The sequence below is a fragment of the Chitinophaga sp. Ak27 genome (assembly GCF_012726295.1).
Taxonomy (GTDB): domain Bacteria; phylum Bacteroidota; class Bacteroidia; order Chitinophagales; family Chitinophagaceae; genus Chitinophaga.
In genome coordinates this window covers 258,357-272,621 of the sequence record NZ_JABAOB010000009.1, presented here as the reverse complement: position 1 = coordinate 272,621, position 14,265 = coordinate 258,357, and the positions used below count along the sequence as shown (strand labels likewise).

General features: G+C 49.3%; 8 protein-coding genes. 5 read left to right on the top strand and 3 right to left on the bottom strand.

Going from position 1 to position 14,265, the window contains the following annotated elements:
• Nucleotides 1–19: 19 nt before the first annotated feature.
• The 3 genes from HGH90_RS26315 to uxuA form a co-directional block, all read right to left on the bottom strand.
• The gene (locus tag HGH90_RS26315; RefSeq protein WP_169192248.1) at nucleotides 20–3,457 is read right to left on the bottom strand and encodes a SusC/RagA family TonB-linked outer membrane protein; all 3,438 of its coding nucleotides are present in this window, start codon (nucleotides 3,455–3,457) and stop codon (nucleotides 20–22) included.
• 323 nt (nucleotides 3,458–3,780) lie between these two features.
• Complete coding sequence (locus HGH90_RS26310) at nucleotides 3,781–4,014, bottom strand: hypothetical protein (RefSeq protein ID WP_169192247.1); 234 nt, start codon at nucleotides 4,012–4,014, stop codon at nucleotides 3,781–3,783.
• Nucleotides 4,015–4,266: 252 nt separating this feature from the next.
• Nucleotides 4,267–5,445, bottom strand: a complete 1,179-nt coding sequence (gene uxuA / locus HGH90_RS26305) for a mannonate dehydratase (protein ID WP_317166181.1) — start codon at nucleotides 5,443–5,445, stop codon at nucleotides 4,267–4,269.
• A gap of 231 nt (nucleotides 5,446–5,676) precedes the next feature.
• Between uxuA and HGH90_RS26300 the strand changes: the two genes are divergently transcribed.
• The 5 genes from HGH90_RS26300 (at nucleotide 5,677) to katG (ending at nucleotide 14,264) form a co-directional block, all read left to right on the top strand.
• Nucleotides 5,677–6,720, top strand: a complete 1,044-nt coding sequence (locus HGH90_RS26300; protein WP_168762728.1) for a LacI family DNA-binding transcriptional regulator — start codon at nucleotides 5,677–5,679, stop codon at nucleotides 6,718–6,720.
• Nucleotides 6,721–6,803: 83 nt separating this feature from the next.
• A complete protein-coding gene (locus HGH90_RS26295) occupies nucleotides 6,804–8,954 on the top strand; it encodes an alpha-glucuronidase family glycosyl hydrolase (protein WP_168762727.1) in 2,151 nt (716 codons plus the stop codon).
• 28 nt (nucleotides 8,955–8,982) lie between these two features.
• Complete coding sequence (locus HGH90_RS26290) at nucleotides 8,983–9,732, top strand: SDR family NAD(P)-dependent oxidoreductase (protein ID WP_168762726.1); 750 nt, start codon at nucleotides 8,983–8,985, stop codon at nucleotides 9,730–9,732.
• Nucleotides 9,733–9,752: 20 nt separating this feature from the next.
• Complete coding sequence (locus HGH90_RS26285; protein WP_317166180.1) at nucleotides 9,753–11,657, top strand: sialate O-acetylesterase; 1,905 nt, start codon at nucleotides 9,753–9,755, stop codon at nucleotides 11,655–11,657.
• 324 nt (nucleotides 11,658–11,981) lie between these two features.
• Nucleotides 11,982–14,264, top strand: a complete 2,283-nt coding sequence (gene katG, locus HGH90_RS26280; RefSeq protein ID WP_169192246.1) for a catalase/peroxidase HPI — start codon at nucleotides 11,982–11,984, stop codon at nucleotides 14,262–14,264.
• Nucleotide 14,265 lies beyond the last annotated feature (1 nt).

Here is a 14,265-nt window from a genome sequence, read left to right as displayed (position 1 = left end):
TAATCAGTTTAGATTTTATTTAGAAGCCCACTCTGATGGTTCCTGTAATAGACCGTACCATTGGCAGGAAACCCTCTTCACCGGAAAATGCCGTGTTATTAGAGTTGTTGGAGGCCGGGTTGTAGTTGAAAGGCAAACTGTTATACAGATAAAGCAAATCACGTCCTACTACTGCCAGGCTTAGGTTATTGAGGTGCAGCTTTTCGCATATCTTCGGTGAGAAACGATAAGACAATGATACCTGCCGCAGGGAGATCCATGAATTCTTTTTGATCCAGTAATCAGCCACGCCGGTAGAAGAAGAGCCATAGCGATAATAGAATTGCGGTGCATGCGTAGGCTCTACATATCCTTTGTTATAGGCTTCCAGGTAAGACATGCCGCCAACGTCGACCTGGCTGCCGTTGGGCTGCGTTATCATTTGCCCTTTGGCAAAAACGCCGTCGGGGATAAGACCATCGTCATAAGTCTGGTTATCGTATTTGCTGGTCCAGGTAATACCGCCATGGCTGGCGTCGCGACCTGCCAGGGTATTGGGGAATACGCCGGTATGGGTACCATAGCGGTAAGTCAGCAGTACAAAGTCGCCTCCGAATTTAGCATCCAGCAGTACGCCCAGGCTGAAGTTCTTATACCGGAATGTATTTTCCCAGCCGCCGCGGAATTTCGCATTGATGTCACCTACATCCTGCAGGGTATTGCTACGAGCAGGGAAAGCTGCTCTTGCGTCGGAACGCCAGGCCAGTATTGGCTTCCCGTTGTTCGGACTAGCAATGGGATTACCATTGGCATCAGTAGCCTGGTAAGGCGAAGAGTGAATAGTTGTGCGCAGGGTGCCGTAAGATTTTCCCACAATAGCCCAGGTACTGATTTCACCAATGTTAGCGCCCAGGTCGTACTCATTACGGCCAGCATACAGGTCTACAATGAGATTACGGTTATGGGAATAGTTGAAACTGGTATTCCACTCAAAATTCTTCGTTTGCACGGGCGTACCGGTTACCATGAGTTCAATACCCTTGTTCTGGATATTTCCTGCGTTGATAATAATCCCCTCCAGGCCTGTTTCCGGTGGTGTGCCGATGCTAATAATCTGGTTTTTCGTGTTATCCTGGTACAGAGAGATATCAAACCCGATACGGTTTTTCAGGAAACGCATTTCCGCGCCTACTTCTTTGGCAATTTTCCTTTCTGGTTTCAGGTTGGGCACCAGCGCAATGAACTTACCGGTAAGCGGGTCCGGATACCGTGTATAGGTAGAAATCGGGTAGTCGGTGGTATTGCTGTTGGTATAACCGTTAAACGCAAAACCCGGGTTGATACCAAAAGGATCCGTATCCTTTCCGAGTGCGGCTATGTTGGCTCTCAGCTTACCATAGCTAATCCAGTCGGGCAATTTGAAGGTTTCTGAAAACAGCCAGGATAAGCTGACTGCCGGATAGTTATAAAAATTATTACCGGTACCATTTGTATAAGTTAATGCAGAGGACCAGTCGCCGCGCAAGGTAGCCAGGAGGAACAGCTGGTTTTTAAATGCGAGATCGGCGCTGGCGTATAATGAGTTAAATGCTTTCCGGCTTTTCACGCCTCCTTCTGTATAGGGTGTTTGTACAGAGTTGGCGATGAAGTAATTCCCCGGGTAGCTCAGTCCCCCGCGGGTTTCGCTATAGTTGTAAGTAGTATTATAACGTTGTGTTTCACCGCCGATATATCCATTTAATTCCAGGTCTTTAGTAAGATTTTTGTTGATCATCAGCATCCATTTCAGGAAATAACTTTCCTTGGAAGTATGTCCCAGTCCATACAAGCCACCGGTAAAGTCATGTCCTTGTCCCAATTCCTTATTTTCATTGCGGAGATACAGGTTATTGACGTTTCCTTCCAGTTGCAATTTGGCCCATGGATTCAGGGTAGCAGTTAAGACAATACGTCCCCTTATATTCTGTTCGTCCTGGATATAGCTGTTTTCAAATAAATTAAACCAAAAGCGTGATTCGGGCGCCTTATTGGGTTCCGCCGGATCTCCGGGATTGGGGGTACCGCCAAATACGCTTACGTATTTATCGCGCTGCATCCAATACTTTGTATCATAGTTACGTGGCAGCACCCAGGAAAACAGTTTACCGAAATTATAGGAAGCAAAGGCATCGAGGCCCCCCAGGCGGGGCGGGTTTTTACCGTTAAAAACGGTGTAGTTGGCGCTTACGTCTGCGGTGATCCATTTATTGATATTATGTGTAACGCGAAGATCAAAGGCATTTTTCACCATGGAGTTCATGCGTACAATACCATCACTTTGATCGCGGGTGTACGACAGGCGGAAGGTGGATTTATCATTTCCGCCATCCATGGCAATGTTGGTGGCATAGCCTCGTCCTGTCTGGAAAGCATCCAGGAAATTATGTGGTTGGGCCACATAGCGGGTGGTGGTCCCATCGTAGTTGGTGACTTCCTGTCCTGTAAATTTAGGGCCCCAGTTTTCCAGTTCACGCCCTACCTGCCGGTCGATATATGGCTTGCCGGTGACCGGGTCTATCGGAAATACCTTAGTTCTCCAGGCATCTTCCGGTTTATAGTTTTGATCGCGGTTATCAGTAAAGAAGGCGCCGACAGTACCTCCTCCATATTCGTTCTGAAAATCGGGGCCAGAATAAGGTTTAAATACATTGTATGACTGGGTAACGTTAACGCCTATACCTTTCTGCGCCTTCCCTTTTTTGGTGGTGATCAATATCACCCCATTGATAGCGCGGGAGCCATAAAGTGCGGCGGCAGCGGAGCCTTTCAGGACAGATACGCTCTCAAAATCCTCCATATTGAGGTTTTTAAGATCGTTCCCAAAGTCACGTCCGGTACCACTGAAGGTATTATTATCCATGATTACGCCATCAATGACAAAAATAGGTTGGTTATTGTTACCCAGTGTAGAGTTACCCCGGATCAGGATTTTGGTGCTACCAAACAATCCGCCGGCGCCCTGGTCGATCTGCACACCGGCCACCTTGCCTTGCAGTGCATTGACGGGGTTGATTTCATTGGTAACAGCCAGCTCCTCTCCTTTGAGCTCTGTTACCGAGTACCCGAGTTTTTTCTTTTCTTTCTTTACACCCAAAGCAGTTACCACCAATTCGCCCAATTGTTTGTTGTCTTCTGCCAGGGTGATATTGATAATGCTTCTTCCGCCTACTGGTACTTCCTGTTTGATATAACCAACAGCAGTAAAAGTGAGGGTGGCGTCTGCGGTTGCCTGTATGGTATAATTACCATTGAGATCCGTAGCAGTACCCCTGGTGGTATTGCCTTTGATAAGAACTGTAACGCCGGGTACAGGTAAGTTACCAGCGCCGGTAACCTTACCTATAATTTTTGTTTGCTGCGCATTTACAGTAATAGACAGGCTGAGTAGCAGGCATGATAATATCATGAAGCCTGTACAGGTAGGAAGCTGTTTCCACATACATCTGATGTTTAATGTTATAGAATTACTGGTTGATAATTGCTAAAAATGATACATCCTATAGATAAAAAATAGATGGAACCGACAAGCGAATAAGTTGAACAAAAAGAATCATGCGCTGCCTAAAATACATTCACAAGCTCATAGATAATAGTTAACCTAATATATGAAATATTCCGGCCACATCCTTATGGTAGGTTAACCGTTGCTGGTATTGTTTTACCAGTTTCCTTAACAACGGAAGAAGAAGAATGATTATCTTATTAAAACAGTGAAAGACATAAAAGAGTTTAACAAATAGCTGTTTTTTAGTCGTCGCGGGCTTACTGTATCATCTGAAGCAGGTAAGTTAATACCGGGTCTTTTTCTCCCAGGATATCGCTTTTAATTACTACATCCGGTAGTACGGGGCCGTTCTTCTCCTGGTGACAATTAACGCCATGGCTTAACGACGTAGTTGATTGGATTTCCTTGATATTAATCGAGTCGCCTATATTTCGCTTAACTTTCTCCACCCGTGCATAATAGTCATTCCACCGTCCCTCTATCATCAACACCGATAAATAATTTACCACCCCGGGGTATTCGCAAATCCGCATACCCATTTCAGGTGTTCATCTCTCCATGATTGCTTGTATTCTATATTTTGTTGGTTCCTGCATAAACAATTGCCAGTTTAGTATAAAACGCGCTCCGCGTTTGGTAAATTGACAAAGCTAGTAGCGGCATAGGCGAAATATACCTGGCAAATGCGATTAAAAGTGTATTAACAATTAGGAGCTCCGAAAAATAGGAATCAATGATATCTCTTAATGTATTTTCTCCAATAACACATTTGCCAATCCAATCTGCAATCCCCGCAACTCCGCCAGTCCCTTCAACCGTCCAATACATGAATACCCCGGATAGGTTGTTTTATGCAAATCATCCAGCATCTGGTGACCATGGTCCGGCCTTACCGGCAGCGCAATATTCCGCTGTTGCATCAGCAGTAACAATTCGCGTACAATGCCCACCATATCTGTATCTCCATCCAGGTGCGCTGCTTCGAAAAAATTTCCGGCGTAGTCGCGACGGGTATTGCGCAGGTGCAGGAAATGAATATGTGTGCCTAATCGTTGAATGATTCCTGTAAGGTCGTTGCCTGGCCTTACGCCGAGCGAACCGGTACAATAGCAGAAGCCATTTGCCGGCGAGGGTATGGCTTGTATGACACGAAGTAAATCCACTTCCGTGCTTACAATACGGGGTAACCCCAGCACCGGGTAGGGAGGATCGTCTGGATGGATCGCCATCTTCAAACCCAGGGCTTCCGCTACCGGGATTACTTCTCTCAAAAAATAAAATAAGTTCTCTCGCAATTGGTTGGCATCAATCTGCTGGTAAGCGGTTAAGGCAGTTAATATGTCAGCCGGTTCAAAACGACCGGTGCTCCCGGGCAAACCCAATAGTGCATTCCGGAACACGGTATCTTTTTGCTCATCGGTGTGGGTTTGCCACCAGGCCTCTGACAGCGCTATTTCTGTGGAACTATAATCGCTTGCGGCGCCTGGTCTTTTCAACATAAAAAGATCGAATGCCACAAAGGCCGCCCTTTCATAATAAAGCGCCTTGCTGCCATCAGGAAGCGGGTAGCTGATATCCGTTCTCACCCAATCCAGCACGGGCATAAAGTTATAGGTAACGACTTTAATTCCACAGGTGGCCAGGTGATGCAGGCTTTCCAGATAGTTAGCCATATGGGTAAGATAATGGCCGCTTCGCCGCTTTATATCTTCGCTTACCGGTAAACTTTCTACCACCGTCCAGCTCATGCCTGCCTGTTCGATAAGGGACTGCCGCTCGCGGATGGCAGTTAAAGACCACACCTCGCCCACCGGTACCTGGTGCAGGGCGGTGACTACTCCTGCGCAACCGGCCTGCCGGATATCGTTTAAACTTACCGGGTCCTGCGGCCCAAACCACCGCATGGTTTCGTGCATTAACATAATAGGTTGTTTTAATTATTCAATCGATTACTGCGCAGGAATAACTACCTGCGCGGCGCGATGGATTGCTGGCGGACGAAGGGCACAGAGCCTGGCTGACAGGCAGCTCCCGTGCCGATCAATATCAGGCGTCCATGGGAACGAATATAATAAAAACCGAATACAACGTAACCGATTGCGTTTTTTTATTCAAAAAAAGTTCACTTCCTTTGAAGTACAAGTTGAAGCAACATGTCAGACGAACGGGAAATCACGATATACGACATCGCCAAATACCTAAATATATCGGCAGCCACGGTAAGCCGGGGGTTAAAAAACAACCCCATGATCAGCAAAGCTACCCGGAAAAAGATCACGGATGCCGTGCAAACGCTGGGGTACCAGTCCAATGCATTTGCCAGCAACCTGAGAAGCCGGCATACGCATACCTTGGGAGTTATTGTGCCACGGCTCAACAGCTACTTCATGTCTTCCGCCCTGGCGGGCATGGAAAACGCTGCCAACCGGTATGGTTACAACCTGATCATTGCGCAATCGCTTGAGGACGTGGAAAAAGAAAAGCGCAATGCCGCCACGATGTTTAACAAACGGGTGGATGGGCTGCTTATCTCATTATCTTCCAACACACAGCATATCCATCACCTGGAGCCGTTCTTTAAACGAAAAATTCCGGTTATTTTCTTCGACCGCGTATACCCGCATGACGAAAGCACCTCAGTGGGGATCAACAACTTCGAGGCGGCATACCAGGTCACCAAACACCTGATAGACCAGGGTTGTAAACGAATCATGCACCTGGGAGGTAATGTATTGAGAAATGTATACCAGGAAAGGCTCAATGGATACCGGAAAGCGCTGCAGGACCATCACCTGCCTTTTACTGAGCAACTGCACCTTACCGGTCCCCTCTCTGAACAGGCCGGCACTGACGCGGCCGGGCATATCCTGGAACTGTCGCCCAACAAACGCCCGGATGCTGTTTTTTCGGCCAATGACACCGCGGCGGTTTATTGCATGCTGGCACTGCAGGGTGCTGGGCTCCGTATCCCGGAAGACATTGCCTTCGCTGGTTTCAACAACGACCCGATCAGCAAAGTGATTGCGCCCAATCTTACTACGGTCGAATACTCCGGCGACAGCATTGGTCACACGGCCGCTACCTACCTGATTAACCACCTGAAAGGTATCAGCGATCTGCACGCCACCAATGCCATCACCCTCCGGGCTGATTTGGTAATACGGGCTTCATCCCTGAAAAATAAGAACCCCGAATAGCTTTTTTGGGATTATGATACGCAACCGATTGCGTAAAATAATTGAAAAATAACACTAAATCCATCAAATAGGTAGTTGTCGATATGAAAAATTCCACGTTATTGTTCTTATGTCTCTGTTGCTTTCTTCCCGCCAAAGGAGAAAACGGGTATGACCTCTGGCTGAGGTATCCGCCGGTAGCCGATAAAATGCTGCAAGCAACCTATCGCCACCACATCAGCACCGTCATGATCAATCCCTCCGATGCCACGCTGACTATTGCCAGGCAGGAGCTGCTCAATGGCCTCTCCCACCTGCTGCAAACCCAACTGTCTGCCACCACTACCCTACACCAGGATGGAACGGTGATTGCCGGCACGCCGCAACAGTCCACGCTCATTACCCAGGCAGGCATCACCGGTCTGTTGAAAGCCGCCGGCAACGAGGGCTTCGTGATCGTTCCCAAAACACTGCGAGGAAAGCGCTGTATCCTCATCAGCGGCAACACCTCCATAGGCGTACTTTACGGCGTATTTCATTTTTTGCGCCTGCTGCAAACTGCTCAGCCTCTTCCCGATCAACCTATTGTATCGGCGCCTAAAATCCGGTTACGTATGCTGGATCACTGGGATAACCTCAACCGCACCGTAGAAAGAGGATATGCGGGTTTTTCCATCTGGAACTGGCATACACTCCCTACGTATATTGATCAGCGTTATATCGACTATGCCCGGGCCAATGCCTCCATCGGTATCAATGGTACGGTACTTACCAACGTTAACGCTAACGCCACGGCCTTGACGCCTGCCTACCTGGAAAAAGTAAAAGCCCTCGCAGACGTGTTCCGCCCCTATGGCATCCGGGTATACCTCACTGCCCGGTTCAGCGCCCCGATGGAACTTGGTGGACTTACCACCGCCGACCCGTTGAATGACAGCGTACGCGGATGGTGGAAAGAAAAAATAAAGGAGATCTATTCCTATATTCCCGACTTCGGTGGTTTTCTCGTAAAAGCCAACAGCGAAGGGCAACCAGGACCACAGGACTATCACCGTACCCATGCCGACGGCGCCAATATGCTGGCAGATGCCATCGCTCCATATAAAGGCATCGTGATATGGCGCGCATTCGTGTACAGTCACGATAACCCGGCAGACCGCCATAAACAGGCTTACGACGACTTCGTTCCGCTCGACGGGCAGTTCAGGCCTAACGTATTGTTGCAGGTAAAAAACGGCGCTATCGACTTCATGCCGCGTGAACCTTTTCATCCCCTGTTTGGCGCCATGCCTAAAACATCGTTGATGATGGAATTCCAGCTTACGCAGGAATACCTGGGACAAGGAACCAGCCTTGTTTTCCTGGCTCCCCTGTTCAAAGAAACGCTGGAAAGCGATACTTATAGTAAAGGCGCCGGCAGCACCGTAGCTAAAGTCATTGATGGGAGCCTGGATCAACATATGCTCAGCGGCATGGCCGGCGTAGCCAATATCGGCAACGATATCAACTGGTGCGGCCATCCCTTTGCGCAGGCCAACTGGTATGCACTGGGGCGATTAGCATGGGATCATACTCTTTCCGGTGAGCAGATAGCGGAAGAATGGTTGCGTATGACTTTCTCCAATGATCTTACTTTCCTAAAAAGTGCCATCCGGTTGATGCTGGAAAGCCGTGATATTATCGTACAGTATTCCAACCCCATCGGATTACATCATATCATGGGCACGGGGCATCACTATGGGCCAGCGCCCTGGGTCAATAACCAGCATCGGCCCGAATGGAATCCCGTTTACTACCACAAAGCAGATAGCGTTGGTATCGGCTTCGATCGTACCGCCACCGGCAGCAATGCATTGGCACAATACCAGCCGGCCGTACAGCGGCAATGGGAAGACATCAACACCTGCGATGAAAGATACCTGCTCTGGTTTCATCATGTGCCCTGGCATTTTCGCATGAAAAGCGGCAGGAACCTTTGGGAGGAACTATGTTACCAATACTATACCGGCGCGAGCAGGGTAACCGGTATGCAGCATACCTGGGAAAGCCTGCGCCCTTTTATAGATCAGCAGCGGTTTGCGCAGGTAACTATGCTGCTGAAAATTCAGCAATACGAAGCCTCCTGGTGGAGAAACGCCTGCCTGCTATACTTCCAGACGTTTAGCCATATGCCGCTACCAGCAGGCTATGCACCACCAGACAAAACATTGGAGTACTATAAAAAGCTACAGTTTCCCTTTGCACCGGGTAACTGATAAATACATTTTTAACAGCCGAAGAAAGATGACAGCACTAAAAAGAAAATTAGCCATTGTAACAGGCGGTGGCTCAGGCATAGGTTTCGCGATCGCCGAAAAGTTAATACAACAGGATATGAAAGTAATTATCCTGGGAAGAAATGCGGAGAGACTGGAAGGTGCAAAGCAAGAGTTAGGGGATGCCTGTCACGCTATTACCGCAGATATTACGCACCTGGCCGGCATCCCGGTACTGGTCGACAGTATTGTGGAGCGCCATGGCCCAATCGACATCCTGGTCAACAATGCGGGCATCAACCATAAAAAAGATTTTACGGAAGTCACCGATGAAGCATTTCAACAGGTAATGCTCACCAATGTGACGGCCGTATTTACCCTGAGCCGTGAAGTGGTAAAATCTATGTTACCGCAGGGAGCTGGTTGTATTATCAACATCAGCTCTATGGCGGCCCAATATGGTATTCCGAAGGTGATCGCCTATTCTGCCAGCAAAACGGCCATAGAGGGTATGACCCGGGCCATGGCGGTAGAATTATCGCCTAAAGGAATACGGGTAAATGCTATTGCGCCGGGATTTATTTATTCCGATATGACTGCCAAAGCCCTCGACAGCGACCCGGAAAGAAAAGCCAAAGTATTTAGCCGTACGCCGATGGGTACCATGGGACAACCTGCTGATATTGGCGATGCTGTTGTTTTTCTTACCAGCGATGCCGCCCGGTTTATCACAGGCGTAGTATTGCCGGTAGATGGTGGTAACAGCATCGGTTTTTAATCATTCATCAATCCTTTCTTGTGAAACAGTTAATCATCATTTCTCTATTTTGCTGCTGGTTTTATGAAACAACAGCGCAGGTAAAACTTCCGCGGCTGGTACGTGACAGCATGATCCTGCAACGGGACGCGAAGATAAAACTATGGGGCTGGGCAGGCCCTGCAGAAAAAATAAAAGTACATTTCAGGGGCGCCAACTTTCAAACAACAGCCGGTGCGGATGGCCGCTGGGCAGTATACCTACCACCCACGAAGGCAGGCGGACCTTACAATCTCACCATTGCCGCCAGCAACAAAATCGTGCTGCATGATATCCTGTTCGGCGACGTGTGGCTATGCAGCGGGCAATCCAATATGTTTCACCAGCTAAACGTTCACGATGTTACGTATCGTGCGGACATCCTGGCCGCCAACGATCCGGATATCCGGCAGTTTGCGGTACCCATGCGCTATGACCTGACCGGGCCGCAAGCCGATTTACCGGATGGTTACTGGGCGCCGGCTGTTGGGGAACAGGTAAGACCTTTCTCTGCTGTGGCCTATTTCTTCGCAAAAAAAATTCACGACACGTATCACATACCGGTGGGCATTATCAATGCCAGTGTGGGAGGCACGCCCATAGAAGCCTGGATAAGTGAGGACGGTCTGAAGGAATTTCCGGAACCAACTGCCCTCCTGCAACAAAATAAAGATACGGCGGCGTTCCGCCGGATGCATACACCAGTGGCCATCACGCTGCCGCCGGATGCAGGTCTTGTACAATCGCCACGGTGGTACGATACGGCCTATATCCCCAAAGGCTGGCGGACGATCAACATCCCCGGCTACTGGGAAGACCAGGGGGCAAAGGACCTGAACGGCGTGGTGTGGTACCGCAACGATATTACATTACCGGCTTCCATGAAAGGTAAGGCTGCCAGTGTTTTCCTGGGACGCATTGTAGACGCCGACGAATTATATATCAATGGAGTATTGGTGGGCCGCACGGCCTATCAATACCCGCAGCGTCGATACCAGGTGCCGGCGGGCGTATTAAAAACAGGCCGGAATCTTTTCGTGGTACGGGTCACCAACACAGGCGGCAAAGGAGGATTTGTGCCGGACAAGCCGTATTGCATTTTCTCCCAAACAGATACCATCGACCTGAAAGGTTACTGGCAATATAAGGTGGGTGCAGTGTACGCTCCGGTCAACAGCAGTAATCCGGCGCCGCCACAATACCAGCCAGCCGCTTTATACAACGCCATGGTGGCGCCATTTACGGGCTATGCCATCAAAGGCATCTGCTGGTACCAGGGGGAAGCCAATACCGATCGCGCCGATCAGTATAAGCAATTATTACCAGCACTGATCCACGACTGGCGCCATCAATGGTTGCAGGACTCGCTCCCTTTTCTCTATGTACAACTACCCGGATTCATGGACTACAACTATCTGCCCACCGAAAGCAACTGGGCCAGGTTGAGGGAAGCGCAGCTACAATCCTTGTCAGTGCCCCGCACTGCCATGGCAGTGGCTATTGACCTGGGTGAATGGAATGACATCCATCCGGATAACAAAAAATCGGTAGGCGAAAGATTGGCACTCGCTGCGAGAGGGGTGGCCTACGCAGCGCCAATTACCTATTCGGGTCCGCTGTTCCATGCCGCCACGATTACCGGAAACAAAATTGAAGTCAGCTTTACTCATACAGGCAGCGGACTCACTACAATAGATGGTGATCCCTTATCGGCATTTGAGATCGCCGGCGCCGATAAAAAATTTGTATGGGCTCAAGCCAGCATCAATGGCAACCAGGTAACTGTATGGAGCGATGCGGTAAGCACTCCGCTTTATGTACGGTATGCCTGGTCGGATAACCCCCTGCAGCCGAATTTGTGTAACCGGGAAGGGTTGCCGGCTTCACCATTTAGAACGGATCGCTGAGGTAGAAAATGTACCTCCATTTATAAGTGGTAAATCCCCCATCAACAGCAGGTAATACACCTTAACTTTAGTATATTGCGATAAGCCATCATAGGGAGGAATGACGTATAGGATTTCCTCCCGCTGATCATTCCTGTTTCCCCCTGTACCCCGGACGGTGACGATAGACTGGTAACTACTCCCTCAGCCACATAAATAGTTTTTAACTATAAAAACATAGAACTAATTGATTTTACTTATACCATCAATGTATTTACTTTTACCAAACCTGCACTAATAAACTGGTGCAGGCAAGTGCTCATCCTCACCATAAACTTTTTAAAAATGGAAAAAGAATTAACCGACATCAGTAAATGCCCGTTTCATAATGGCAGCATGCAGCACAACGTTGGCGGCGGCGGCACCAGGAACCGCGACTGGTGGCCTAATCACTTAAAGTTGAGTATCCTGCGCCAGCATGCGTCCCTATCTGATCCCATGGAGAAAGATTTTAACTATGCTGAAGCTTTTAAAAGTCTGGACCTGGAAGCGGTAAAAAAAGACCTGCATGCGTTGATGACTGACTCGCAGGATTGGTGGCCGGCCGACTTTGGGCACTACGGACCTTTATTTATCCGTATGGCCTGGCACAGCGCAGGTACTTATCGTATTGGTGATGGCCGTGGGGGCGCAGGAGCAGGACAACAACGCTTTGCACCGCTCAACAGCTGGCCTGATAATGTGAGCCTCGATAAAGCCCGCAGGTTACTATGGCCTATCAAACAAAAATATGGCCGCAACATTTCCTGGGCGGATTTACTGATCCTTACCGGTAATGTGGCCCTGGAGTCGATGGGCTTTAAAACCTTTGGTTTTGCCGGTGGACGTGAGGATGTATGGGAAGCAGATGAAGCGGTGTACTGGGGCTCCGAAACCACCTGGCTGGGTGGCGATCTCCGTTACGCACATGGCTCCCCGGGTGTAGTGGAATCACACGCCGTATTGTCTGCCGATGAAAAAGCCGACGGCGATGTCCACTCCCGCAACCTGGAAAACCCCTTAGCAGCTGTTCAGATGGGATTGATTTATGTAAATCCCGAAGGTCCGGATGGCAATCCCGATCCGATTGCTGCTGCCAAAGATATCCGCGATACTTTTGGCCGTATGGCCATGAATGATGAGGAAACGGTAGCCCTGATAGCGGGTGGACACAGCTTTGGTAAAACCCATGGCGCCGCGCCTGCCAGCCATGTGGGAAAAGAACCGGAAGGCGCCGACTTAGAAATGCAGGGCCTGGGCTGGAGCAATAGTTATGGTAGCGGTAAAGGCGCCGATACTATTACCAGCGGACTGGAAGTGATATGGACCAAAACACCTACACAATGGAGTAATAACTTCTTTGAAAACCTGTTTGGCTTTGAATGGGAACTGACTAAAAGTCCGGCTGGTGCGCACCAATGGGTAGCAAAAAATGCAACAGCGATTATCCCCGATGCATATGACGGCAGCAAAAAACATTTGCCTACTATGCTGACCACCGACCTCTCTTTACGGTTTGACCCTATTTACGAAAAAATATCCCGGCGTTTCCTGGAAAACCCAGACGCATTTGCTGATGCATTTGCGCGGGCCTGGTTTAAACTTACCCATCGTGATATGGGACCGCGCGCCCGTTACCTGGGACCGGAAGTGCCGTCAGAAATATTGATCTGGCAAGATCCTATTCCTGCTGTTAATCATCCATTAGTCAATGACAGCGATATTGCGGAGCTGAAAGCAAAAATACTGGCTTCCGGGCTAAGCATATCGGAGCTGGTAGCTACCGCGTGGGCATCCGCGTCTACTTTCCGCGGCTCCGACAAACGGGGTGGCGCCAATGGCGCCCGTATCAGGCTGGCGCCACAAAGATACTGGCAGGTCAACAATCCACCACAGCTGCAGAAGGTGCTGGACAAACTGGAAGGCATTCAGCAGGCATTTAACAGTGCCCAGCCGGATGGCAAAAAAGTATCGCTGGCAGACCTCATCGTGCTGGCCGGCGTAGCTGGTATCGAAAAAGCCGCCAAAGATGCAGGACAGTCCATTGCCGTACCATTTACACCTGGCCGCATGGATGCTTCCCAGGACCAAACCGACGTAGAATCTATTGGTCACCTGGAACCTTTGGCCGATGGCTTCCGCAACTACCGGAAAACCAAAATTCCTGTATCTACAGAAGAATTGCTGGTTGACAAAGCGCAATTACTCACGCTGACCGTACCGGAATTAACGGTATTGATAGGCGGCATGCGTGTATTAAACACCAACTACGATGGATCTGCACATGGCGTATTTACGAAGCGTCCGGGTCAGCTGACCAACGACTTCTTCGTGAACCTGCTGGACATGAATACCGCCTGGAAGGCAACAGGCGCCGACCGTGAAGTTTATGAAGGGAGCAGTCGCGCTACCGGCGAAGCAAAATGGACCGCTACCAGGGCCGACCTGGTATTTGGTTCCAATGCAGAGCTGCGGGCCATTGCCGAAGTATATGGCAGCGCTGATGCGCAAGGTAAATTTGTGAAAGACTTTGTAGCTGCCTGGAATAAGGTGATGAATCTTGACAGGTTTGACTTGAAGAAAGCGTAGA